Raw genomic sequence first — 25,094 nt, forward strand, 5'->3', positions numbered from 1 at the left:
TTCATTCTCCCTTCTCATGCATTAGCCATACAGCAAGCATTGAAATATCAGCAGGAGATACGCCTGAAATACGTGAAGCCTGTCCAACTGAAAGCGGCTTTATCTTGTTAAGTTTTTCTATTGCTTCAAGACGAAGACCGTAGATCTGGCTGTAATCCAAGTCCTTTGGCAGTTTCTTTGACTCCATTTTTCGCATCTGCTCAATCTGGATAAGCTGCTTCTGGATGTATCCCTCATACTTGATCTGGAGCTCAACCTGCTCACAAACTTCCCACGGAAGCTGCGGACGATCACTGTCAATAAAAGCAAGATCGTTATAATTTATTTGTGGACGACGGATGAGATCAGCCAATTTACAGCCTGTAGTCATAGGCGAAGTGCCTTTTTCTTCGAGAAATTCATTGAGTTCATCAGTAGGGGAGACATTTAGCTTTGAAACACGCTCTATTTCCTCAGCTGTAAGACGCTCTTTTTCCATGAGTTTTTCGTATCTTTCAGTTGAGATAAGTCCGATATTATGCCCGATCGGTGTTAATCTCTGGTCAGCGTTGTCCTGACGAAGAATCAAACGATACTCACTTCGCGAAGTCATCATTCTATACGGATCAGAGCAGCCCTTAGTTACCAGATCATCGACAAGAGTGCCTATATAAGAGCTTGCACGGTCAAGTATCATAGGCTCTTTGCCCTTGATTTTTAGTGCGGCATTTATGCCTGCAACGAGTCCCTGTGCACCTGCTTCCTCGTATCCGGAGCTTCCGTTAAACTGTCCTGCACCGTAAAGTCCTTCCAAATTCTTGAATTCAAGGGTAGGGAGGAGCTGATTTGGATTGCAGCAGTCGTACTCAATGGCGTATGCAGGTCTCATGATCTCAACGTCCTCGAGCCCGTCTATTGTTCTGAGAAATGCAAGCTGTACGTCCTCCGGCAGCGACGAAGACATTCCCTGTAAATAGTACTCATCTGTCGTAAGTCCCATAGGCTCTACAAAGAGCTGATGTCTTGGTTTATCTGAAAATCTTACTATCTTGTCCTCTATGGACGGACAGTATCTCGGACCTACTCCTTCTATTCTTCCTGAGTATAAAGGTGATCTGTCAAGGTTTGCGAGTATTACTTCGTGTGTTTTACTGTTGGTATATGTAACATAACAGCTCACTTTATTTTCAAGCGGCTCTGCATCTGTTTCAAATGAGAACGGAACGATTTTTTCGTCACCGTCCTGCCTTTCCATTATATCAAAATTAATACTTCTTTTATTTACACGGCAGGGAGTTCCTGTCTTAAATCTTCTCAGCTCGACACCATTTTCTTCCAGACTTTTTGATAAATATTTGCTTGGAAGTGCCGCATCAGGACCGCTTTCATATGAAACTTCACCGATGTGTATCTTTCCTTTAAGGTATGTTCCAGTTGCAATTACAACAGCCTTGACTTTATATTCTGCACCGAGAGAAGTTCTCACACCTGAGATTTTTCCGTCTGTGACAATAATTTCTGCAACTTCCGCCTGCTTTACAAAAAGATTTTTTTGCTTTTCGCACACATTTTTCATGTACTCGTGATACTTTACACGATCCTCCTGCGCTCTCAGACTGTGAACAGCAGGACCTTTTCCGCGGTTGAGCATACGGCTCTGAATGAAGCATTTATCGGCGGCTTTGCCCATTTCTCCGCCTAAAGCGTCTATTTCGCGCACAAGATGCCCTTTTGCAGTTCCGCCGATTGACGGGTTGCAGGGCATATTTGCGATCTGATCCAACGATATGGTAAACATGACAGTCTTACAGCCAAGTCTTGCAGAAGCAAGTGCAGCCTCAACGCCTGCATGACCTGCGCCAACTATTGCCACGTCAAACTCACCCATTTCGTAAGTCAAAAATATCCCTCCTTTTTGTTTCACATGAAACATTTCACTTTCCGACACAGAAGCGTGAGAACACCTCGTCCACAACTGCGTCAGTAACTTTTTCACCTGTAAGCATGAGCAGCGACTGCTCAGCCTCATCTATAAGAATATTTACAGCATCTAACATTTCACCGATTTCAAGTGATAAAATAGCACTTTCAATACTTTCAAGTGCCTTATCGATACAGTATTTCTGACGCTCATTTGCTACAGTTACCGTATCAAAATCGGCTTCATTGAGCTTGAATATCTCTTCAATATGCCTGTGAAGTTCCTCAACTCCCGTATTTTCTTTCGCAGAAATATATACGATATGTTTAATTTGTTTCTCGAGCTCAGCAATATCAAGGAGCTGTTCAACGTCACTTTTATTAACCACAGCTACTGTTTTATCTTTATTAATTTTATTAATTAAATACTGATCGTCCGCGGTGAGAGGACAGCTTCCGTCAAATACAGCAATTATCAATTCCGAAGAAGCGATCATTTTCTCAGCCATATCCACACCGATACCCTCGATGATATCATCAGTTTCATGGATACCGGCGGTGTCCGAAAGTCTGAGAGTGATGTCGCCGATGCGGACAGACTCCTCAATAATATCGCGTGTAGTGCCTGCTATTTCGGTAACGATACTTCTCTCGCAGCCGCTGAGGCAATTGAAAAGGGTAGACTTTCCCACGTTCGGTCTGCCAATAATTGCAGTTGAAACGCCCTCCCTGAGGATACGGCCGCTGTCGTAATTCTGCACCAGTGATTTCAGATCATCACGTACCTCCGAAAGCTCCTCTATGAGAGTTTCGGGACGTACCTCAGGGATATCCTCCTCGGGATAATCAGCCCACGCCGCAAGGTCGCCGAGAATTTTCATAAGCTTTTTCGAGCACTTCTCAGCCTTTTTGAATGCCGCTCCCTCGCGGAGATTTTCAGCCATTTTCAGCTCACGCTCGCCCTTTGCGGAAATAATATCCATTACCGATTCCGCCTGTGTGAGGTCAAGCTTTCCGTTGAGGTAAGCCCTCTTTGTAAATTCTCCTGCCTCTGCGTTTTCAGCACCGTTTCCGAGAGCTGCACGGAGCACCTTTCTCGTGACGTAGAGTCCGCCGTGACATGATATCTCCACAACGTCCTCACCAGTATAGCTGTGAGGAGCACGGAACACTGTCAGGATACAGTCATCAAGTCTTTCACCGCCGTCGTGAGCGATACCGTATGCACAGGTGTAGCCTGCCATATCCGAGACTTTTTTACCGCCGTAAGGGGAGAATATCTTTTCCGCAACGCCAATAGCATCGTCACCCGAGATACGTATGACGGATATACCGCCGATCGCATTCGGAGTTGAGATAGCTGCTATGGTAGACATTTAATCACTCCTAAAAAAACAACGGCATTACGCCGTTGTTTAAGATATTTTCATCAAAGCTCGATCTTGCCGTAAAGACCGCCCTGGATCTCGTCCTCAGGCTTTGGTCTCTTGTAGTCCTTCTCAAAGCTTGTTGAGAGGTCAACGCTTCTGCGCTCCATGCTTACCTCTCTGTCGCGGTTATTTCTTCTCTCGCCGCCTCTTCTGTCATTTCTTCTGCCGCCGTCGCGTCTGTTATCACGTCTGCCGCCGCCTCTTCTTGGGTTGTTTGAAGAAATGATTATCTTTCTGTAAGGCTCTTCACCAACTGAACGTGAAGAAACGCCCTCGATATTTGAGATAGCCGAGTGGATAACTCTTCTCTCGTAAGGATTCATTGGCTCGAGAGGCTGTGAACGGCCTGTTCTGAGAACAGACTTTGCAACCTTTGCAGCCAGCTGTTCAAGAGTTTCCTTTCTCTTGCTTCTGTAGCCGAGACAATCAATTGTAATTCTGTAGTAATCCTTGTCGCCCTTGTTAGCGATGATAGAGCAAAGGTACTGGATAGCGTCGAGTGTTTCGCCACGTCTGCCGATGATAGTACCGTTATTGCTGCTCTCGATATTGAGTACAGCACCTGTTTCGTTCTGATAGATCTTGTATTCAGCCTCGATATCCATAGCGCGTAAGATGCTTGTGATATAATCTCTTGCAAGCTTTACCTTTGGATTTACGAGAGCCTCGTCCTCGATGAGTGTGAAGTTATCGAGTGAATAAGCTTCTTCTGACTCTTCTGGAACTTCAGCAGCAGCCTCTGCTGTCTTTTCTTCTGCCTTTACAGCTGTTGTTTCTGTAGTAACAACAGGCTTTTCTTCTGAAACAGTCTTTACAACAGGCTCAGCCTTTGGTGCAGGAGCAGTTGTAACAGCAGCCTTTGGAGCTTCAGTAGGAGCAGCAGCCTTTGGAGCTGTACTCTGTGCTGCGCCTTCTATAACAGTAGCCTTTACTTTAGCCTCTTTTGAACCGAGTCCGAAAAGACCTTTTTTGCCTTCGTCGATGATCTCAAACTTGATCTCACTGATTTTCTTTCCGAATTTTTTTGCTGCGAGTTCCTTTGCCTCGTCAACAGATCTTGCTGTGAATATTTCAGTCATACATTACCTCCCTGAGGAATTAATCCTCATCATCGTTATCGTCATAAGAATCACCGTACTTTTCAGCCATACGTTTTCTTGCTTCCTTGAGCTTATCTCTGTTCTGCTTGTTCTGCTCGGAACGTGAAACGCCGTTGGCTTTTCCTGATCCTGAACCGTTCTGCTGCTCAAGTGCAGCCTGCTGCTCAAGCATCTTCTGCATGAAAGTTTTCTTATTCGGATGTTTTTCTGCGTAAATTCTTGCTTTTTCTTTTTCCTTCTCATTTATTACCTTAATGCGCTCGGGAGTAAAGTAGCAGTTAAGTGCAAAGGTTATGACGAATGAGAAGACAGATGACCATATCCAGTAGAAGCCGACACCTGCGGGTACCTGGAATGCGAACCAGATCGAAAGAAGAGGGAAAAAGATCATCATGAATGTCATACAACCGCCTCCGGGCTGTGAGACAGGATTTGTCTTTTTCTGGTGTATCTGGCTGTATACAGATACGAGGAGCTGTGAAAGACCTGCAAGGAAAGGTATAGAACAAAGGACTATAGCTTCCTTGGTCCAGCTGTCAGGGTGAAGTGTAGGTGTTTTTCCAAGATTTGCACCAAAGATAGTAAATTTCTCAGTAAACTCAGATACCTTTGAGAGGAATTTCTCGCTGAGAGAAACATACTTATCACTGTTATCTCTCAGATGCTCCATAGTAATCAGCTCACATCTGAGGTTTGATTTATCAGTGCCTGCGATAGCACAGGCTTCATTGATAACATTCTTGGATATATCGAGGATATGGGTTATAGGCTTATAAATAACGTCGATAACGCCGAAGAGAAGGAACATCTGTATAAACATAGGCAGACATGAACCCATAGGGTTTACGCCCTCCTGCTGGTACAGCTTTTGCTGTTCCTCCTGGAATTTCTGCTGGTTATTGGCGTAACTTTTCTTTAGTTTTTCCAGCTTCGGCTGAAGAAGCTGCATTCTTGCCGAGCCCTTCTGTGTCTTGTAATTGACAGGGAAGAGCAGTATTTTTGTGATTACCGTAAACAAGATGATAGCTACGGCATAGTTATTGCATAACGAGTAAATAAGTCTCATCAGATAGCCGAAAGGCACACCGATAATATCATAAAGTGCGTTCAATATTCATCCCTCTTAGATCTTTTTATCATTTTCATCGTAATCAGGATCGATGTAATCATACTTTTTGACCCTGAACGTGAATTTTTCGGGGACATAGTCTATACCGCCCATTGACCACGGGTTGCAGCGGAGAATCCTCCACACGGCAAGAGCTGAGCCCCTTATTGCGCCGAAACGCTCAACTGCTTTCAAGGCGTAAGTGCTGCAGGTAGGGTAATACTTGCATTTAGGGGGAAAAAGCGGGGATATAAATTTCCTGTAGAACTTTATAAGACCCAGAACCAGATATTTCATACACGCTTATTCTTGTTATCGAAGCTTTTGAACATTTTCTTGATGTCATTTACTCCGTACTTGTCCATATAGCCGCAGTATTCCTGTGATTTTATGCTGCATATAGCAGCTCTTGCAACTATGACGATATCCATGCCTACAGGCAGCTCTACCTCAGCATTGCGGTAGGCAAGACGGATAAGTCTTTTTGCTCTGTTTCGGCAGACGGCATTGCCGACCTTTTTGCCTGCTGTAATTCCGAGGCGGTTAAAAGGTCTGCCATTTGGTCTGACATAGATGACCGAATATTTTGAAGCGGCGTACCTGCCCTTTTTATAAAGAGTCAGGAAGTCCTTGTTATCGTTCAGTATTTCCGTATAAAGCATAATTGCACCTTGCACATAGCCGTCCTAACAAAAAAGACCACAAAATAAAGATTTTGTGGTCAGCCTCGTCAGTGAGTTAATCTTGCTCTGCCCTTAGATCTTCTACGAGCTAAAACCTTTCTGCCGTTCTTAGTAGACATTCTCTTCATGAAGCCGTGCTCCTTCTTTCTGTGGAGCTTCTTAGGCTGATATGTTCTCTTCATATTCAGTGTCCTCCTCTCTTCCGATTGTAAACAAGAGCCAAAAACAGCTCTGAATAACTATATTTTAGGGCGCAGGGACACTTTCCCCTGCATTACACTAAATCATTATATATTAAAAAGCTCGTCATGTCAAGCAAATCATGAAATTTTTTTATACGCATCAGCATTTTCTGTTTTTTTAACAATATATCTTAAACTAAAAGCCTTTAATTTTCAATACTTTGTCCAATTTCACATCATAAGCCCATATGACGGGATTATGTTGAATTTTTTGAAAATAATGGGTAAAAAACTTATTCACTGACCGCTTTCAACATTTTCACACACGAAAAACAGAGTTTTTACAGGTGTTTTTGTGTTGAATTAAAGGCATTTCAACACAGTTTTCAACAATGTGTCAATTTGTGTGTGGAAAGATGAGTCATTTTCTAACTGTTTAACATGAATTTTACTTGCATTTCAACATTGTTTATGGTATAATGGTCTTATATATTAATATAGGAGAGTATCGTTATTTTTTCTCCCAATCAAACTTACATATATTCGGAGGTTTTTATGAATTCATTTGACGAGGTTTTTGAGAAAGTAAAGAGCTACTGCCTTGAAAACGGAAAAATACCAGATATCGGTATGAAAACTTGGATAGATCCGCTTGTTCCCGTAAAGATAGATGGAACTGATGCTATTTTCAGCGTACAGACAGACTTCCAGAAGAATATTGTAATGCAAACATACGTAACTGTTCTGACAGAAGCTTTTCTAAACGTTGCAGGACTTCCCGTAAATATAGTCATCAATGTTGAATCAGACGAACCCGAGACTATCAAGGTCCCGACAGACGCTGAGCTTGAGCAGAAACACGCAGAGCTTGAACAGTCATACAAATTTGCAAACTATGACTACACTTTCGATACATTCATTGAAGGACGTTCAAACGAATTTGCACTTGCCTGCAGTAAATCAGTAGCCAAGAACTGCGGCTCAAAGGCTGTTCCTGACTATAATCCGCTGTTTATCTACGGTCCTTCCGGAATGGGAAAAACTCACCTTATCACAGCTATCGCAAATGAGGTAAGAAAAAATCACCCTGATTTCAATATAGTTTATGTTACAAGTGAAACTTTCGGAAGCGACCTTGTAAACGCACTCAACAAGAGCTCTATATCCGATTTCCACGACAAGTACAGAAATGCAGATATACTCCTCATCGACGATATCCAGTTCTTCTCGGGAAGAGAGCGTATGCAGGAAGAGTTCTTCCATACTTTCTACAAGCTTCATCAGGAAGGCAAGCAGATCGTTATCACATCTGATAAGCCGCCAAAGGAGCTGCTCACACTTGAAGAGCGTCTCCGCACACGTTTCGAGGGTGGTCTCATCGCTGATATCTCAGCTCCTGACTACGAGACAAGACTTGCTATCATCAACAGAAAATCAGAGCTTTTAGAGCTCAAAATGCCCAGCGAAGTTGCAGAATTCATGGCTAACCGCCTTAAATCAAACATCAGACAGCTCGAGGGCGCAGTTGTACGTCTCAAGGCTCTCAACCACTTTGCAGGAAGCCCGATAACTATATCTATGGCTCAGAGCGTAATCCGCGACGTGCTCACAGATGAACAGCCTATACCGATAACTGTTGAAAAGATCATCTCCGAGGTATCCACAGTATACGGCGTATCTCCCGATGATCTCCGTTCAAGCAAGCGTTCCGCACAGATCTCAACAGCACGTAAGGTAGCTATATATGTAGTCCGCGAGATCACACAGATGCCTCTTGCATCTATCGGTACCGAATTCGGCGGAAGAGACCATTCTACTATAGTTTACTCTGTTACAAGCGTTACAGAGTCTATGGAAAAAGACTCAAATCTCAAGAACCTTGTAAACGATATCATCAAAAATATCAAGGACAAGAGCAAGGTCTGATAAACATAAAGTGAACGTTTAAAGTGTTGAATAAAGTTTATTCCACACAGTTTTCAACACTGTGTTTAAAACTATCTTTAAAACTTTCCGTGTTGATTTTCCCCGACATAAAAATGCATTTCAGTCTATTCATATTTTTACTGTCGGATATCATTTCAACACAGAAAACATTCAACACTTAACATCACTGTGAAATTCTCTGACAAAAAATATTACCAATTTCGTCTTTCCACTTTTTTCTCAACTTTTTTTCCTTTTCAACTCCACAATATTCGACTGATTAAACATGAAAAATCACTCCCCGAAAAGTTTTCCTCAATTTCAAGAATTTCACAACACCCCTGTGTGGACGAGCTTTGCGGCGTATATCTTCAAATTCTGCCGATCCTAACTTTTCCACCGACACAATAACAACAACAATAATATTATACTTATCTTATCTTAGCTTATCCTTCGGCTAAGAATTTCCACGGAGGAAAAATATAATGAAGTTCATTTGCAACAAAACAGAAATAAGTGAAGCTATCAGCAATGTTTCAAAGGCAGTTTCACAGAAATCAACTATTCCGGCACTTGAGGGAATAAAAGTAAGAATATCGGCAGGAAGCGTTGAGCTTACTGCCTATAATCTTGAAATGGGTATACGCACTTCTATAAACGCAGAGACTGAGGGCGAAGGCGAATTTGTAGTAAGTGCAAGACTTTTCAGCGAATTCACAAGACGTATGTCAGGTGACGAGATAAAATTCGATATCGACGAAAATCTTGTTATCACTATTTCATGCAGTGCTACAGAGTGCAGCTTCCCTGCAATGTCAGCTAACGAATATCCAGAGCTTCCAAAGGTAGACTCTGCAAGAAGCTTTTCTGTAAAGCAGAGCATACTCAAATCAATGATAAATATGACAAGCTACGCTGCTTCACTCAATGAAAGCAAACCTGTTCTCACAGGCGAACTCTTTGATATTGAGGAGGGCAGCTTCAATATGGTAGCAATAGACGGCTTCAGACTCGCTATCAGAAATGAGCTTACCGACTGCACCGAGAAATATCATTTCGTAGTACCGAAAAAGGCTCTCCTTGAAGTTTCCACACTAATCAGAGACGATGACGACGAGAAGATGTGTACTATCTGCACCAACGACCGCCACATTATTTTCGAGATCGGCAATGTTTTCGTGATATCACGACTCCTCGAAGGAGTTTTCCATAACTACAAGCTCAGCATACCAAGCGGCTGCAAGACAGAAGTCATTGTCAGCAAGAGAGATTTCACCACCTGTCTTGAAAGATGCTCGCTCCTTATCGACGATAAGAACAAGTCGCCAATACGCTGCGAAGTCGGAAACGGCGTGATAAAGATAAACTGCAAAACAGGCATAGGTAAGATAAATGACGCTATATCCGCCGATATTTCGGGTGAAACTGTAACTATCGGCTTCAATAACAAGCTTATCCTCGAAGCTCTCAAAGCCGCAGAGGGAGATAAGGTACGCTTACGCTTCAACGGCGCAATGAAGGTAATAGAGATACTTCCGCTTGAGGGCGAAAGCTTCATATTCCTCGTAATGCCAATACAGCTCAAGGGCTGATATCAATATAGCCATCAGGCTTTAGTTATTAGCCAACGGCTAAGGGCTCATGGCTAACGGCTAAAGGCTGAAATGAAGAGGTGAAGAAAATGCCTGAAAACAGAATAAAGATCACTACCGAGTTCATAAAGCTTGATGCTCTTCTGAAATTTGCTTCACTTGTGGGTTCGGGCGGAGAAGCAAAGCAGCTCATACAGGACGGAGAAGTCCTCGTTAACGGCGAAGTATGCACCATGCGCGGCAAAAAGATACGTCCGGGCGATAAAGTGGAGCTTGACGGTCAAGAGGTAATCGTAGAGTGATAGTCACATATGCTGACATCGACGGTTTCAAAAATCTGAAAGGTATCTCCTTTTCACCCGATCCCAAGTACAATATCATCGTAGGATCAAATGCACAGGGAAAGACTAATCTCCTTGAAGCGATGTGGATACTTTCGGGCTGTAAGAGCTTCCGCGGCTCAAAGGAAAAGGACTATATCTGCCTCGGCGGAGAGCGTATGCAGTCACGGATAAAGATACTCGACAGCGTCCGCGAACAGAAAATTTCCTTTGAGATGACCAGAACTGCGGCAAATCCCAAGAATATCACACTTAACGGCGTAAAACAGAAGGGTACGAGAGCACTTTTCGATGTTTTCAAGTGTATCGCATTCATTCCCGATGATACGGATATTGTAAAGGGGTCACCCGAAAAAAGGCGTAATTTCGTGGATATGGCTGCTTCACAGCTAAATCCCGTGTTCGTCATGCACATAAATAAGAACAATGCCATAATGAATCAGCGAAATGCTCTTCTCAAAGGCATAATGCAGGGAAATACCGACAGAAGCATCCTCGAGATATGGGACAGACAGGCTTCACATGAGGGAGCTGTCATATCCTATATGCGAAGCGAGTATATAAAGAAGATCAATGAGATATGCGGCAGACTTTACCGTACTATTTCTGGCGGCAGCGAGGAGCTTGAACTGGAATACAAGTCAAATGTTTTCAGATCCGAGGACTTTGAAAAGCCCTGCGGTGAGGAAGCTTACGAGCAGTATTACAGAAAGCTTGCCGAAACAGCAGATTACGACATCAGAACGGGAAGCACCCACGCAGGTGTTAACCGCGATGAGATAATAATAAAAATAAACGGTGTGAGTGCTAAAGATTACGGCTCACAGGGACAGATAAAGAGTGCGGCTCTTGTTATGAAGCTTGCACAGGCAGAGATATTCATGCAGAAGTCAAAGGACGCACCTGTTATATTCCTCGATGATGTTATGGGCGAGCTTGACGAAAGCCGTCAGCGGTTCGTGTTCGATATGATAAAGGATATGCAGGTGTTCATCACGACTCCCAATGAAAACGCGCTTCTTCCCGAGATAAAGGGAAAGGTCCTGCATATAAGCGGCGGCAGCATATCTGAGGTGGAAGAAAATGTATCTGCACATAGGGAATAACTACTCTGTAGATGTAAGAGATATAGTGGGAGTTTTCGACATTGAGAATACAACTGTTGAAAAGTGTACCAAGAAGCTGCTTGAAAGAGCAGAAAAGGAAAAACACTGTATCTACACCACCTACGAAATGCCGAAAAGCTTTATAGTAACAGTAAAAAACGGCATTGAGAGAGTATATATATCACAGTTATCGGCAGCAACTTTGAGGAAACGCCTCAAAGAGGGCGGCGGCTTCTGAAATGGACAGACCTGACAGAAAACTGAACAGGCTGGAAAATTACGATTATTCACGTAACGGTCTGTATTTCATAACCATATGCACAAAAGACAGAGTACCGTATTTATCGAAGGTATCGTCTGTAGGGAACGCCGCCCTCGGCGTTCCGCGAAATGCAATAACGGAAAACGGTATATTTGACGTTCCGCACGTAAAACTGACAAAATACGGTGAAATCGTAAATATCAATATCAAAAAAATAAATGAAATATACAAATATGTTTCTGTTACAAAATACGTTATTATGCCCGATCATATCCATATGATATTATTTGTATCGGATTTTTGGGATAAACCGTTGAAAAACGGAACGCCGAGGGCGGCGTTCCTTACAAAATCCATTTCACAAATAATAAACGGATTGAAATCAATTTCAACAAAACAAATCGGTTTTTCTATATGGCAAAAATCATTCCACGACCACATTATCCGCAATGAAAAGGAATTCCTTGAAATTTGCGATTACATTGACAATAATCCCATAAACTGGGTAAATGACATATACAACCAAAATTATTGGAGGTAAATCATGAGTCAGCAGAACAACAACTACGATGAAAACGACATACAAGTCCTTGAAGGACTTGAAGCGGTCCGCAAAAGACCGGGTATGTACATCGGCTCGACAGGTCCGGGGGGACTCCACCACCTTGTATACGAGATAGTGGACAACTCTATCGACGAAGCTCTTGCAGGCTACTGTACAGAGATATCTGTCGAGATACTTGAAGGAGATATTATCCGCGTTTCAGATAACGGACGTGGTATACCTGTAGGTATCCACCCGAAGGAGGGCATCTCCGCAGCAACCGTTGTTTATACCATTCTCCACGCAGGCGGTAAGTTCGGCGGCGGCGGATATAAGGTATCAGGCGGTCTCCACGGTGTCGGAGCTTCCGTAGTTAACGCTCTTTCATCATGGCTGGAGCTTACCGTAAAGGACGGCGAGCACGTTTACTTCCAGCGTTTCGAGCGCGGTCACTATGACGAACAGCTTAAAATTATCGGCGATACCACAGAAACAGGTACTTCCGTAATGTTCAAGGCTGATGACGAGATATTCGAGACTACCGTCTACAGCTATGAGATACTTCTCAGAAGGCTTCGTGAACAGGCTTTCCTAAACGCAGGCATAAAGATAATATTCTCGGATAAGCGCGACAAGGAGAATATCCTCGGCGAAACTCTCCACTATGAGGGCGGTATCCGTCAGTTCGTAGAGCATATCCACAAAACACGCGAGCTTGAAGCTATCAGCGGCGATGTTATTTACATTTCGGGTACTCAGGGCGACTCTTTCGCTGAGATAGCTCTCCAGTACAACGACAGCTATAACGAAGTTATACTTTCATTTGCAAACAATATCCATACCAAGGACGGCGGTTCTCACGAAACAGGCTTCAAGAACGCACTTACCAAGGTAATAAACGATTACGGTATGAAAATGGGCAAGATAAAAGATCCCAAGGATAAGCTGAAAGGCGAAGATGTCCGCGAAGGTCTTACAGCCATAATCTCCGTAAAGCTTACCGAGTGCGAATTTGAGGGACAGACAAAGGGACGTCTCGGAAATCCCGAAGTACGGCCGTTCATCGAGAAAATGGTGCAGGAAAAGCTCATGAATTTCCTTGAGGAAAATCCCGAGACTGCAAACCTTATTTTCGAGAAGAGCCTGTCCGCACTTAAAGCCCGTGAAGCTGCAAAGCGCGCAAGAGAGGCAGAGCGTAAGAAGAACGCTTTCGGAAATGCTTCCATGCCCGAAAAGCTTGCGGACTGCTCCGAGCGTGACGCAAGATACACCGAGATATACATCGTCGAGGGAGATTCTGCGGGCGGCTCTGCAAAGCAGGGACGTGACAGACGCTTTCAGGCTATCCTTGCACTCTGGGGCAAGATGCTCAACGTTGAAAAGGCTCGTATCGACAAGATATACGGCAACGACAAGCTCGAACCTGTTGTTACTGCACTTGGTACAGGTATAGGTGAGGATTTCGATATAGAAAAGCTCCGTTACGGCAAAGTCATCATCATGGCTGATGCCGATGTTGACGGTATGCACATCAGAACTCTCCTGCTCACATTCTTCTTCCGTTACATGAGACCTCTCATCACCAACGGAAACGTTTATATAGCACAGCCTCCTCTTTTCAGAGTTGAGCGCAAGAAAAAGGTATACTACGCATTCTCCGACGAGGAGCGTGACAAGTACATCTCAGAGCTTTCCGAGGACGGAAAGTACAAGGACGTAGAAGTTCAGCGTTACAAAGGTCTTGGTGAGATGGACCCCGAACAGCTCTGGGAAACTACTATGGACCCCGAGCACCGTACTATCGTTAAGATAGGCATGGAGGACGCTTTAAAGGCTGACGAGACATTCAGCATACTCATGGGCGATAAGGTAGAGCCAAGACGTAATTTCATCGAGAAAAACGCTAAATTCGCACAGGATCTTGATATATGATCGGAGCATCTATGGAAGAAAACTACAAACTCGAAAAAGAATATAAATTATCCGTGGATACTTTCCGCGAAGCCTACCGTGCTTTCCAGAAAAAGTTCATATATCCCAAAAGCAGGGCATATATGGTGATTTTTGCAGCATTGGCACTGGGTATACTGATATTCGGCGTTATCGTAATGAGTGATGCTTCAAAGAAGCAGAAATACATAACCTACATCGCTTTTATTATGGCAGCAGCATTTGCTTTCAAGGAGTGGTATACTCCCGAAAAAATGCGCCGCAATCTTACCGAATCCGTAAGAGCACTGGGCGAGCCTGTCTATAAGATAGGCATAGGCGATAAATTTGTTGATATATCAACAGTTACCGAAGACCTCAGCGATATCTCTGAGGAAGAAAAAGAAAGCGTTCAGAATGAAGATCCTCTGCCGGAAAAGACAAGAATTAAAGTCGATGAAGGCTTTCAGCTCATGGAGTATGACAAGTTCTTCCTGATGCTTGCAGGAAAAGAGTCATTCTACATACTCCCGAAGGAAGGCTTTTCCGAGTCTGAACTGAAGATCGTAAGAGATATAAAGAATTGAAAGACCATAAATTAAAATACATTCTCTCAGGAGGAAAAAATGCTTTACAATGACAACTCAAAGGTAATAAATACCGAGATAGTTGACGAAATGGAAAATTCCATGCTCAATTACGCCATGTCGGTAATTGTTTCCAGAGCACTTCCCGATGTAAGAGACGGTCTGAAGCCCGTACACAGAAGAATACTGTATACGCTCCATGAAAACGGACTTACTCCCGAGAAGCCATACCGTAAGTGCGCCGATACAGTCGGTGCGGTTCTGGGACGTTATCATCCACACGGCGATGCGTCGGTATATGACGCACTTGTAAGACTTGCGCAGGATTTCTCGATGCGCTATCCCCTTGTTGACGGTCACGGAAACTTCGGTTCCATAGACGGTGACGGCCCTGCGGCTTACCGTTATACCGAGGCTAAAATGGCTAAGCTCACTCTTGATATGCTCACGGATATCAACAAGGAGACTGTTGATTTCACATCAAACTACGATGACCGTCTCAAAGAGCCTTCCGTACTTCCTTCGCGTTTCCCGAACCTTCTTGTAAACGGTTCTGTTGGTATCGCTGTTGGTATGGCTACAAATATTCCTCCCCACAATCTGGGCGAGGTAATAGACGCTTTGCAGCTCCTTATAGACGATCCCGACTGCACTCTTGAACAGCTCATGGAGCACATTCAGGGACCTGATTTCCCTACAGGCGGCATAATCATGGGCAGAGCAGGCATACGTGCTGCCTACGCTACAGGTAAGGGCAAGATCACTCTCCGCAGCCGTACTCACTTCGAGGAGATAAAGGGCAGGAACTGCATCATTATCGACGAGATACCTTATATGCTCCGTAAGGAAAGACTCCTCAAGAGCATCAACCAGCTTGCAAGAGACAAGCGTATAGAGGGACTTTACGACCTCCGCGATGAGTCCGACAAGGACGGTATGAGAGTAGTTATCGAGCTTAAAAAGGACGCTATCCCGAATATCGTTCTCAACAAGCTCTTTGCACTTACACAGCTTCAGGACACAGTGGGCATAATCATGCTTGCTCTCGTAAACAACGAGCCAAAGATACTCACACTGAAGCAGATGCTCCAGCACTACCTCGACTTCCAGGTAGACGTAATACAGAGAAGAACTCGCTTCGACCTGAGAAAGGCTCTCGAAAGAGCTCATATCTTGCAGGGCTTCGTGCTTGCTGCTGATTATATCGACGAAGTTATCGCAATAATCCGTTCAAGTGCGACTGTACAGGAAGCAAAGACACGCATGATGGAGCGTTTCAGCGACGTTGATATGTCTGCACTCCTTGACCGTGCTCAGTACGATCTTACAGGACTTCACATCGAAGCACAGACAGGTCTTTCCGAGGAACAGGCTGAGGCTATCGTACAGATGCGTTTAGGACAGCTCACAGGTCTCGAAAGACAGAAGATAACCGATGAACTCTACGGACTTCTCACAAAGATATCCGACTATGAGGATATCCTTGCAGACGTTAACCGTGTTTACGCTATAATCCTTGAGGATCTCAATACTATCCGCAAGAAGTTCAGCGACAAGCGCCGTACAGACATCGAAAATGTCAGCGGTGAAGTTGATATCGAGGATCTTATCCCCGAGGAGGACTGCGTTGTAACTCTTACAAACAACGGCTATATCAAGCGTATGCCGCTTACAGAGTACAAGACACAGCACCGCGGCGGACGAGGAATAACAGGTATGAAGCAGCGTGATGAGGACTTCGTTGAGGAAATGTTCATCTGCGGCTCACATGACAATATCCTGTTCATCTCCAATAAGGGTATCATGTACAAGCTCAAATGCTATGAGATACCTGACGGTTCAAAGGCTTCAAGAGGCTTTAACCTCATAAATCTGCTTCCTCTCACAGAAAATGAGAAGATAGCTGCAATGATAAAGACCACAGACTTCGGTGACGACAAGTTCATCACTATGGTCACAAAGAACGGCAAGATAAAGAGGACTAATCTTTCGCTTTATAAGAATGTCCGCAAGAACGGTCTTATCGCCATAGGACTTGACGAGGGCGACGAGATAGAGGGCGTTCGCATGACTGACGGCAATGCACAGCTCTTTGTGGCAACTCATAACGGTATGGTGATCCGTCTTGAAGAAAGCAAGATGAGAGCACTTTCACGTTCGGCTCACGGCGTAAGAGCTATCAAGCTCCGTGACGGCGACTATGTAGTAAGCATGGCAAGAGTCCGCGAGGGAGCAACACTCCTTACAGTTACCGAAAACGGCTACGGCAAGCGTACAGAGCTTGACAGCTATCGTATACAGAACCGCGGCGGCTACGGACTTACAAACTACAAGGTAGACGATATCCGCGGACACGTCTGCGGCATCAAGATAGTTGACGAAGAGGACGATATTATCCTCGTATCAAGCGACGGCATCATTATCAGAATACTTGCAAGCGATATCCGCGTAATGGGACGTATCGCAAAGGGCGTTCGTGTAATGAGAGTCAGCGAGGGCGCAAATGTAGTTGCATTCACCCGTGCAGAGCATGACGATAATGCCGAGACCGAAAAGGTGGAGCAGCTCACAGAAGAGCAGGCTAAGGCTGCGGAAGCTGAGGCTGCACTTGAAGAGCAGAACGAAGTTATAATCGAAGCAGACCCTGAGGACGAGGAGAATGAGGAATAAGACTGAGAGGAGCTTTCTCAGATTTGGAGAAAGTGCCCTTACAGCACTGATAATAACGGTGCTGAGCCTTTTCTGTCAGTTCATAAATTGGTTTGCATACGAAAAAATAGGTTACGCATGGGGCATCACATTAGTGACGCCCCTCGTACTATGTGCAATGTATCATTTTGTACAGCTTGACGGCGGACGTGAGGGCAGCTTTTCACGGAAGTTCTTTTTCATATTCTCCGTAGTCATACCGCTTCTTGTTGGTATTTTGCTGACAGTGATAATGCTGCTTGCAGCACCTGAGATAAGCGTATTTTCGCCAGAAGCCGAGTACAGGGGAACAGTCCGCGAGGCTATAGCCACATATGCGGGAAGATTTGTTTTCACGTCACTGTATCTGCTTATATTCGCAGCCGCAGATCATTTTATACTGAAAAGACTTGATGAAAAAAGGAAAACACAGTGAAATACATTATACTTATCGTTATTGTTCTGTTAGTAATATATGCCCTTATCGAGAATTTATGTCTCCTTACAGTAAGGCGTGAAAAGCTTGGAAAAGGCATAAGGATAGTTCATCTTTCAGACCTACACAGGAAGCAATTCGGGAAAAACAACATAAGGCTCTGCGAAAAGGTCAAGGAGCAGTCTCCCGACCTGATAATATTTAGCGGAGACCTTATAACACGATATGAAACGGATCTTTCATGTGCAGAAATGACGCTGAAAATGCTTTGTAAGATAGCCCCCGTTTATATGATATATGGCAATCACGAGCATAGCATATCAGGGGAAATGCGCCCCGAGTTGGAAGCTATGTTTGAAAGATCGAATGTCATACTTCTGAAAAATGAAAGCTCCGAGATAAATATCAACGGCAGACATCTGAAAATATACGGACTCCTTGATAATTACGGAGTTTACAAGAAAAACGGCAGCTACCGCGACCTTGATGTAATAAAGACAGATGACCTTGAAAAGCTGCTCGGAAAGTGTCCCGAGGGCGAGGTGCTGCTCATGGCGCATAATCCGTTTTTTGCGGAAGCCTATGCGGAATGGGGCGCGAAATATACCTTCAGCGGTCATGTTCACGGCGGAGCAGTGCGTATTTTCGGTATCGCAATGCTGTCACCCGAGAGAAAATTCTTTCCTAAAAACTCAAAGGGAGTCTATACCTACGGCAATATGAAGCTTCTGGTATCGGCAGGTCTGGGAAAACTGAGGCTTTTTGATCCTCCCGAGATAGTTGTGTATGAGATATGATACTAAGCCGAAAAAACGGCAAACAGAATGAGAAACAGTCCTCCCGTCCATGAGAAGTCACGGTTAATGGAGGATATTTTTCTGCCCGTAAGCGAACCGAGGATAAGCGCAGCAGCTCCGCAGATGAAAACGGCTGCGGCTGCACCGAGCGCGGATATATCCTTACCGCCGCAGCTAAGTCCCGTTGCAGCAGAGTCAAAAGAGCCTGCAAGAGCAAGAACAGCTGCTTCGCCTATGGACAGTACCTTTGAGCTGTCCATATCAACAGCGGAATCATCGAGACAGAGCTTGACGAATACAGAAAGCTCTCCCATTTTCACGGAAATACTGTCTTTTTCGGAAATATGCCTTATGACGCTTCGCAGTATGCTCTTTGCGATATTCAGCGAGCCTATGGTTATAAGCACTGCTGTACCGATGATGTGGATAGTATGCGAGGTAATATATCCCGAGATAAAGTCGGAAAGCATAATGGAAATAAATAAAACAGAAGCCGAAAACATATCTATTACCAGTGCGGAGCTCAAAGGTATCTTTACACCGCTGTTGCAGCAGGCAGCTGCCGCAAGGTATATGTCGATGCTGACAATAAAAGCGAGAAAAAATTCTTTTAGCAAAATATTACACCTCCGCATTATCATATGCATAACCGTCATAATATGACAATAAAAGCAGTTATTTTTTCATTTTCAGGATATTATTTTCTTGTAGTCTATTGACTTTCCGAGGAAATACAAGTATAATTTAATTAGAAAATTTTCGCAGGGAGGGGTTGAATTGATAGCAGGTGTTTCAACAGCTTGCCTGTATCCGAAGCCCCTTGAGGAGTCGCTTTATGACCTTGCAGTCAACGGCGTTTCCTGTGTAGAGATATTTCTTAACACTCATTCCGAGCTGAAAAAGGGCTATGCCCACGGTATGGCAAATCTTCTCAAAAGATTTGATGTAAAGTGTCCTTCAGTACACCCATTTACCTGTGAGATAGAGCCGCTGATGTTCTTTTCGGAATATGAGCGCAGAATGAATGATATACTTGAATATTACAAGCTGTACTTCCGCTTTATGAACATCGTGGGAGCAGATATTTTCGTTTTTCACGGCGGTAAACCCTCATCGGTATGTACTCCCGAGCTTTACTGTGAAAGGTATTCAAAGCTTTATCGTCTCGGTAAGGAATTCGGTGTTACGGTAGCTGTAGAGAATGTCTCAAGGTGCAGGAGCGGTTCGTCAGCCTTTGTAAAAGAGATAAAGAATATGCTGGGCAATGAGTTTGCCTTTGTGCTTGATACAAAGCAGGCGATACGTTCAAACGAAAGTCCCGTTAAATTCCTTGATATAGTCGGCGACAAGATATCCCATGTGCATATCAGCGACTCTGGAGAAATGGGCGATTGTCTGCTCATAGGCAGAGGAAGATTTAATTTTAAGCAGTTTTTTGAAAAGCTCGCAGGCTATAATCCCGATTGCAGCGTAGTCCTTGAGCTTTACAGAAGCGGTTTTTCAGGCATAAGCGATCTCATTTCCAGTTACAATATACTCACTAAAATGACCGAGCCTTACGGCGGGGAGCAGAAAAAATGAAATGTCCTTACTGTGGATTTGAAGACCTTAAAGTAATAGATTCACGTCCTGCTGAGGATAAGACAAGGCGCAGGCGCGAATGTACAAGATGCGGAGAAAGATTTACTACCTATGAAGCAGTGGAAGTTCCGCTTTTAATGGTGGAAAAGCGAGACGGAAGCGTACAGCTGTTTGATAAGTCAAAGCTCATAAACGGTATAGTATCCGCAATAAAAAAGAGACCTGTCTCTGCTGAGAAGGTCACTGAGATAGCGAATTATGTTGAGAATTATTACGCAAACGCACTGAGGACGGTGGCAAAGTCGTCCGAGATAGGCGAGCTCGTACTTGACAGGCTCAGGGATATAGATCCAATATCCTACATAAGATTTGCGTCGGTATATAAAGACTTCACGGATATCGACAGCTTTGTTGCCGCTATCAGTGAATTCAATGATAATGGTGAAAGATCGGGAAACGATCCCGAAAAATAAATAATGGAGGTATATGTGTATGGACCAGCTTGAAAACATACTCGAACAGTTCAATGATCTTGATACGGAAAGGACTTTTGATGACAAAGATATAAGCAAACAAAGCGTATTTGCTATTTTTGCGTATCTTCTTCCTTTCCTTTTCTTCCTGCCGTATGTGAGCGACAACAATTCCGCATACTGCAAATTCCACTCAAATCAGAGCTTTATATGGCTCATAACTCTTATCGCACTTTCGATCATCTGTGGTATAATCGGAATAATACCTGTGATAGGTTTTATCGTATGGAGAATATGCTTCCCTATAGCTGTACTTGCCATAGACTTTGCATTCATTATCGGGAGCTTAAAGGGCAAGGCATACAGACTCCCATTTGTAGGAAGCCTTTTCAACGTATTCTGAGTCAGCTTACAGGCATTTTTATACTGCCGCCGTCCTCACTGTAGACCATTGAGGCAACAGCAGTATCATCGCAGACCAGTAATTCTGCAAGCATTTTCATATTTTCGGGACTGTAATTCTTTACCTCATAGGTGTAAAGCTTTGCATTCCTTCCCGAGTATTTCCTGAGAGGCAGACCTTGTTTGTCCTGCATTTCGGCATATTCCTCGTAAATATCCGAAAATTCATTCGGGATAAGAATATCTTTTTCGGATATCTCTTCCACTTCCCAGCCGTGAGAAGCAAAATAATCTATGCGTTGAGAAACGTCTGCGGCTTTTGGGAGCAGTGTGGGGGTATCTTCTTTTTTTCCGCATGATGCAAGAGCAAATGCGGCTGCGGCAAATACCATGATAGTGAATTTTTTCATGAGGGACAACTCCGTTTCTGTTATGGATTGTAAGGCGCATCAGTATATCTTATTCATAAATAAAGGCACATATGCCCACAGGAGGAACAATGGCACAGATAAGGCTCGACAAATTCATTTCCGAGAGAACTGAATATACAAGAAGTCAGATAAAGGAGCTTGCCGCAAAGGGAAAGATATGTCTCGGCGGTGTCGTTGTGAAAAAGTCTGATACCAAGATAGATCCCGAGTCGGCAGATGTAACAGTTTGCGGACAGAAGATAGGCAGCTCGCGCTATAAGTATATACTCCTCAACAAACCACAGGGCTATGTATGCTCGACTGACGATAAGGACGGCGATACTGTACTGAAGCTGCTCCCCCCTGAAATTCGTACAAAGGGGATGTTCCCCGCAGGAAGGCTCGACAAGGATTCAATAGGTGCTCTGCTCATAACCGATGACGGCGAACTGGCGCACAATTTGTTATCTCCGAAACACCATATACCCAAAATTTATATTGTGAAACTTGCCAGACCATTTGAAAATAATTATATTAACAAATTTGAAAACGGCATAGTTTTAGCGGACGGTGAGACTTGTCTCCCCGCAAGGGTAAAAAAAGCCGAAAATACCGATAGACTGGCTTTTGTTGAATTAAACGAGGGAAAATATCATCAGGTCAAAAGAATGTTCGCCGCTGTGGGTAATCATGTAGAGCTGCTTATGAGAGTTTCTCTCGGAGCATTGGTTCTGCCCGAAAAACTGGCAATAGGAGAGTGTATGGAATTATTGCACAAAGATGTTGAAAACTTGTTCAGAGAACAGGATTTTGAGTCTTTTTGTGACCGATATTCGCCCATTTTTTCGGCAAATCTAATAAACAACCTTTTGTAAGTTTGGCGATTTAGCAACTTGAAATGTTATGAAAAATGTGATATTATATTATCATAGCTGATAATGGAATAAAATAATCGGCATTATATTTTGAACTGGAGGACTGGATTAAATGGCAGGCTTAACACTTAAAGGCATTTATAAGAAATATCCGGGCGGCGTTGTTGCTGTTTCAGATGTTAATTTAGAGATAAGAGATAAGGAGTTCATCGTTCTTGTTGGACCGTCAGGCTGCGGTAAGTCAACAACTCTTCGTATGATCGCTGGTCTTGAAGAGATCTCAGAGGGTGAACTTTATATAGGCGATCGTCTCGTAAACGATATCGCACCTAAGGACAGAGATATTGCAATGGTTTTCCAGAACTACGCTCTCTATCCGCATATGACAGTATTTGATAACATGGCATTCGGCCTTAAGCTCCGTAAGGTTCCAAGACCTGAGATCGAGAGAAAGGTTAACGAAGCTGCTAAGATACTCGACCTTACACACCTTCTCGACAGAAAGCCAAAGGCTATGTCAGGCGGTCAGAGACAGAGAGTTGCTCTCGGTCGTGCTATCGTTCGTTCACCTAAGGTATTCCTTCTCGACGAGCCTCTTTCAAACCTCGATGCAAAGCTCCGTGCTCAGATGAGAACCGAGATCGCTAAGATCCATAAGAAGCTCGGTACAACATTCATCTACGTAACTCATGACCAGACAGAGGCTATGACAATGGGTGACAGAATCGTATGTATGAAGGACGGTTTCGTTCAGCAGATCGATACACCTCAGAACCTCTATGAGAATCCTGTAAACAAGTTCGTTGCAGGCTTCCTCGGCTCACCTCAGATGAACTTCATCGACGCAGAGCTCAAGGAAGAGTATGGTCAGTATATCGTTGAATTCGGTGCTACAAACGGCAGAGGAAACAGATATCAGATCATCGTTCCTGAGTCAAAGGTCAACGAAGAGCTCAACAACTATGTAGGTAAGGAGATCACTCTCGGTGTTCGTCCTGAGTCTATCCACGACGAAGAGATGTATCTCTCAAATGCTTCAACAGGCGTTATCGACGCAAACGTTGAAATTACAGAAATGATGGGTGCTGAGACATACCTCTATCTCCTTTGCGAGGGTATTCCGCTCACAGCACGAGTTAGCCCAAGATCAACAGCAAGACCCGGAGATGATATCAAGGTTGCTATTGATCCTAACAGGATCCATATCTTCGATAAGGAAACTGAAAAGGCTATTGTTAACTGATTAATTCTTTTCATATTTATCCTTTCTTTCTTGGTACACACCGTCGGGAGATGTTGTGTACAGGCAAATTACCGCAGTATTTTTACTGCGGTTTTTTGTATTATTTAGTTTTACGGAGGCAAAAATGACTGAAATAAGAAAATACCTTGAAGCACATAAACAGGAGATGATAGACCTTCTCGCTGAGCTCGTTGCAATACCCAGTATACAGGGAAAAGCCGAGGAGGGAGCTCCTTTCGGCAGAGAGCCTGCAAGAGCACTTGAAGTCATGCTGAAAAAGTGTGAGGAGGCAGGTTTTAAAGTTGATAATGTTGAAAACTACGCAGGCTCTGCGGATATAAGCGATCTTCCTGCTGAGCTTGCCGTACTTACGCACCTTGACGTAGTTCCCGTAGGTTCGGGCTGGACAACCGATCCCTTCGTGCTGCGCTACGAAGCAGATACGGATAAGCTTATCGGACGCGGAGCTATTGACGATAAAGGACCTGCTGTAGCCGCATTTTTTGCTGCAAGAGCTGTAAAAGAGCTGGGACTGCCGCTGAAAAAGGGCATACGTCTTATTTTCGGAACTAACGAGGAGAACGGTTCCGCAGACCTTGCTTATTACCGCAAAAAGCGCGAATTACCGCCAATGGTGTTCACTCCCGACGGTGAGTATCCGCTTATCAACGCGGAAAAAGGTATGCTGAGAGTGTATTTCTCATCGGATTTCGATGACGATGAGATACTTGAAATACAGGCAGGAACGGTCATAAATGCAGTTCCGCAGTTCTGCACGGTAACAATGGACAGTGACGAGGACGAGCCTGTTGAAGCCGTTTATGAGGGAACATCGGCTCACGCATCAACTCCCGAAAAGGGCGAAAACGCTATAACTCAGTTCCTTGACGGCTATAGCGGCGAGAATATGCTGCTCTGCGGACTGGCTGAACTTTTCCCACACGGCGAGTTCAACGGCAAAAACTGCGGACTTGGCTTTTCTGACGAGTTATCGGGAGATATGACATGTGTACTGTCCATGCTGAACACCGAAAACGGCAGGATATACGGCGGTATCGACATTCGTTTCCCGCTTGACCGCAAAAAGGCTGAGATAAGCAGTATTATCTGCGGCGCACTTGAGAGCGCAGGCTTTACTGTTGACTCCTGCGAGGGAGTTGAGCCTCACTGCACTGACGAGAATTCAACATTTGTACAGACATTGTTGAAAACTTATGAGAGAGTTACAGGTGAAAAGGGACGCTGTATCGCTATCGGCGGCGGTACTTATGTACACGAGATCGAGGGCGGAGTAGCCTTCGGTGCGGAGTTCCCCAACGAGGACGGTCATATGCACAGTCCCGACGAGTTCATAACGGCTGCTAATCTGCTGAAAAATGCAGAAATAATGGCAGAAGCTATTGCAGAGCTTTGCTGTTGAAAAGATATAGGGCGCACAATGTGCGCCCGTCTTGCTTTACGATGCAAATAACATGAAACGAATTGTAGGGGCCGCCTGTG

General features: G+C 44.2%; 26 protein-coding genes. 17 read left to right on the top strand and 9 right to left on the bottom strand.

Annotation, left to right across the window (positions count from 1 at the left end; genetic code table 11):
* Position 1 precedes the first annotated feature (1 nt).
* The 7 genes from mnmG to rpmH form a co-directional block, all read right to left on the bottom strand.
* The gene (mnmG, locus tag BLW60_RS05760) at positions 2-1,879 is read right to left on the bottom strand and encodes a tRNA uridine-5-carboxymethylaminomethyl(34) synthesis enzyme MnmG (protein ID WP_139283373.1); all 1,878 of its coding nucleotides are present in this window, start codon (positions 1,877-1,879) and stop codon (positions 2-4) included.
* A gap of 34 nt (positions 1,880-1,913) precedes the next feature.
* On the bottom strand, positions 1,914-3,275 hold the full coding sequence (gene mnmE / locus BLW60_RS05765; RefSeq protein ID WP_074715199.1) for a tRNA uridine-5-carboxymethylaminomethyl(34) synthesis GTPase MnmE: 1,362 nt from the start codon (positions 3,273-3,275) through the stop codon (positions 1,914-1,916).
* 53 nt (positions 3,276-3,328) lie between these two features.
* Complete coding sequence (gene jag, locus BLW60_RS05770) at positions 3,329-4,408, bottom strand: RNA-binding cell elongation regulator Jag/EloR (protein ID WP_074715202.1); 1,080 nt, start codon at positions 4,406-4,408, stop codon at positions 3,329-3,331.
* Positions 4,409-4,427: 19 nt separating this feature from the next.
* Positions 4,428-5,540: a YidC/Oxa1 family membrane protein insertase gene (locus tag BLW60_RS05775; RefSeq protein ID WP_074715205.1), complete on the bottom strand. Its 1,113-nt coding sequence runs from the start codon at positions 5,538-5,540 to the stop codon at positions 4,428-4,430.
* Positions 5,541-5,552: 12 nt separating this feature from the next.
* A complete protein-coding gene (gene yidD, locus BLW60_RS05780) occupies positions 5,553-5,834 on the bottom strand; it encodes a membrane protein insertion efficiency factor YidD (RefSeq protein ID WP_028517570.1) in 282 nt (93 codons plus the stop codon).
* Positions 5,831-6,199 (bottom strand): ribonuclease P protein component, encoded by a 369-nt coding sequence (rnpA, locus tag BLW60_RS05785; protein ID WP_074715207.1) that lies wholly within the window; start codon positions 6,197-6,199, stop codon positions 5,831-5,833. The genes yidD and rnpA overlap by 4 nt, the downstream gene beginning before the upstream one ends.
* A 68-nt stretch (positions 6,200-6,267) precedes the next feature.
* Positions 6,268-6,402 carry a 50S ribosomal protein L34 gene (gene rpmH / locus BLW60_RS05790; protein ID WP_028517572.1) on the bottom strand — a complete coding sequence of 45 codons (135 nt, stop codon included), beginning with the start codon at positions 6,400-6,402 and terminating at the stop codon, positions 6,268-6,270.
* Positions 6,403-6,957: 555 nt separating this feature from the next.
* Here rpmH and dnaA point away from each other — a divergent pair.
* From dnaA to BLW60_RS05845, 11 genes are all read left to right on the top strand, one after another.
* Positions 6,958-8,328, top strand: coding sequence for a chromosomal replication initiator protein DnaA (gene dnaA / locus BLW60_RS05795; protein ID WP_074715210.1), 1,371 nt, complete (start codon positions 6,958-6,960; stop codon positions 8,326-8,328).
* 485 nt (positions 8,329-8,813) lie between these two features.
* The gene (gene dnaN / locus BLW60_RS05800; protein WP_074715213.1) at positions 8,814-9,920 is read left to right on the top strand and encodes a DNA polymerase III subunit beta; all 1,107 of its coding nucleotides are present in this window, start codon (positions 8,814-8,816) and stop codon (positions 9,918-9,920) included.
* A gap of 89 nt (positions 9,921-10,009) precedes the next feature.
* Entirely contained in the window at positions 10,010-10,222 is a 213-nt protein-coding gene (yaaA, locus tag BLW60_RS05805) for a S4 domain-containing protein YaaA (RefSeq protein ID WP_074715216.1), read from the top strand.
* Positions 10,219-11,367 (top strand): DNA replication/repair protein RecF, encoded by a 1,149-nt coding sequence (gene recF, locus BLW60_RS05810; protein ID WP_074715219.1) that lies wholly within the window; start codon positions 10,219-10,221, stop codon positions 11,365-11,367. The genes yaaA and recF overlap by 4 nt, the downstream gene beginning before the upstream one ends.
* Positions 11,345-11,605 (top strand): extracellular matrix regulator RemB, encoded by a 261-nt coding sequence (gene remB / locus BLW60_RS05815; protein WP_074715221.1) that lies wholly within the window; start codon positions 11,345-11,347, stop codon positions 11,603-11,605. The genes recF and remB overlap by 23 nt, the downstream gene beginning before the upstream one ends.
* Position 11,606: 1 nt before the next feature.
* Entirely contained in the window at positions 11,607-12,170 is a 564-nt protein-coding gene (locus tag BLW60_RS05820; protein WP_074715223.1) for a transposase, read from the top strand.
* Between the two features lie 3 nt (positions 12,171-12,173).
* A complete protein-coding gene (gene gyrB / locus BLW60_RS05825; RefSeq protein WP_074715226.1) occupies positions 12,174-14,105 on the top strand; it encodes a DNA topoisomerase (ATP-hydrolyzing) subunit B in 1,932 nt (643 codons plus the stop codon).
* Complete coding sequence (locus BLW60_RS05830; RefSeq protein ID WP_074715229.1) at positions 14,102-14,689, top strand: hypothetical protein; 588 nt, start codon at positions 14,102-14,104, stop codon at positions 14,687-14,689. The genes gyrB and BLW60_RS05830 overlap by 4 nt, the downstream gene beginning before the upstream one ends.
* Positions 14,690-14,728: 39 nt before the next feature.
* Positions 14,729-17,359, top strand: a complete 2,631-nt coding sequence (gene gyrA / locus BLW60_RS05835; protein ID WP_074715232.1) for a DNA gyrase subunit A — start codon at positions 14,729-14,731, stop codon at positions 17,357-17,359.
* Positions 17,349-17,813, top strand: a complete 465-nt coding sequence (locus tag BLW60_RS05840; protein ID WP_074715235.1) for a hypothetical protein — start codon at positions 17,349-17,351, stop codon at positions 17,811-17,813. The genes gyrA and BLW60_RS05840 overlap by 11 nt, the downstream gene beginning before the upstream one ends.
* A complete protein-coding gene (locus BLW60_RS05845; protein WP_074715239.1) occupies positions 17,810-18,610 on the top strand; it encodes a metallophosphoesterase in 801 nt (266 codons plus the stop codon). The genes BLW60_RS05840 and BLW60_RS05845 overlap by 4 nt, the downstream gene beginning before the upstream one ends.
* Positions 18,611-18,612: 2 nt before the next feature.
* Here BLW60_RS05845 and BLW60_RS05850 read toward each other — a convergent pair whose 3' ends face one another.
* A complete protein-coding gene (locus tag BLW60_RS05850; RefSeq protein ID WP_074715241.1) occupies positions 18,613-19,227 on the bottom strand; it encodes an MntP/YtaF family protein in 615 nt (204 codons plus the stop codon).
* A gap of 160 nt (positions 19,228-19,387) precedes the next feature.
* Between BLW60_RS05850 and BLW60_RS05855 the strand changes: the two genes are divergently transcribed.
* The 3 genes from BLW60_RS05855 to BLW60_RS05865 are packed head-to-tail and all read left to right on the top strand — an operon-like array spanning position 19,388 to position 21,067.
* A complete protein-coding gene (locus BLW60_RS05855) occupies positions 19,388-20,191 on the top strand; it encodes a sugar phosphate isomerase/epimerase family protein (RefSeq protein ID WP_074715244.1) in 804 nt (267 codons plus the stop codon).
* On the top strand, positions 20,188-20,664 hold the full coding sequence (nrdR, locus tag BLW60_RS05860) for a transcriptional regulator NrdR (RefSeq protein ID WP_074715246.1): 477 nt from the start codon (positions 20,188-20,190) through the stop codon (positions 20,662-20,664). The genes BLW60_RS05855 and nrdR overlap by 4 nt, the downstream gene beginning before the upstream one ends.
* Before the next feature lie 19 nt (positions 20,665-20,683).
* Positions 20,684-21,067, top strand: a complete 384-nt coding sequence (locus BLW60_RS05865) for a magnetosome magnetite crystal formation protein family (RefSeq protein ID WP_074715248.1) — start codon at positions 20,684-20,686, stop codon at positions 21,065-21,067.
* Position 21,068: 1 nt separating this feature from the next.
* On the opposite strand, the gene BLW60_RS05870 is transcribed toward BLW60_RS05865, so the two are convergent.
* Positions 21,069-21,476, bottom strand: a complete 408-nt coding sequence (locus BLW60_RS05870; RefSeq protein ID WP_074715251.1) for a DUF4830 domain-containing protein — start codon at positions 21,474-21,476, stop codon at positions 21,069-21,071.
* Positions 21,477-21,565: 89 nt separating this feature from the next.
* Here BLW60_RS05870 and BLW60_RS05875 point away from each other — a divergent pair, with 89 nt between their 5' ends.
* The 3 genes from BLW60_RS05875 (at position 21,566) to BLW60_RS05885 (ending at position 25,014) form a co-directional block, all read left to right on the top strand.
* The gene (locus BLW60_RS05875) at positions 21,566-22,351 is read left to right on the top strand and encodes a pseudouridine synthase (protein WP_074715254.1); all 786 of its coding nucleotides are present in this window, start codon (positions 21,566-21,568) and stop codon (positions 22,349-22,351) included.
* Between the two features lie 112 nt (positions 22,352-22,463).
* Positions 22,464-23,594, top strand: a complete 1,131-nt coding sequence (locus BLW60_RS05880) for an ABC transporter ATP-binding protein (RefSeq protein ID WP_074715257.1) — start codon at positions 22,464-22,466, stop codon at positions 23,592-23,594.
* 124 nt (positions 23,595-23,718) lie between these two features.
* The gene (locus BLW60_RS05885) at positions 23,719-25,014 is read left to right on the top strand and encodes a Sapep family Mn(2+)-dependent dipeptidase (protein ID WP_074715261.1); all 1,296 of its coding nucleotides are present in this window, start codon (positions 23,719-23,721) and stop codon (positions 25,012-25,014) included.
* The last annotated feature ends 80 nt before the right edge of the window (positions 25,015-25,094 follow it).

The sequence above is a fragment of the Ruminococcus flavefaciens genome (assembly GCF_900108555.1).
Taxonomy (GTDB): Bacteria; Bacillota; Clostridia; order Oscillospirales; family Ruminococcaceae; genus Ruminococcus; species Ruminococcus flavefaciens_P.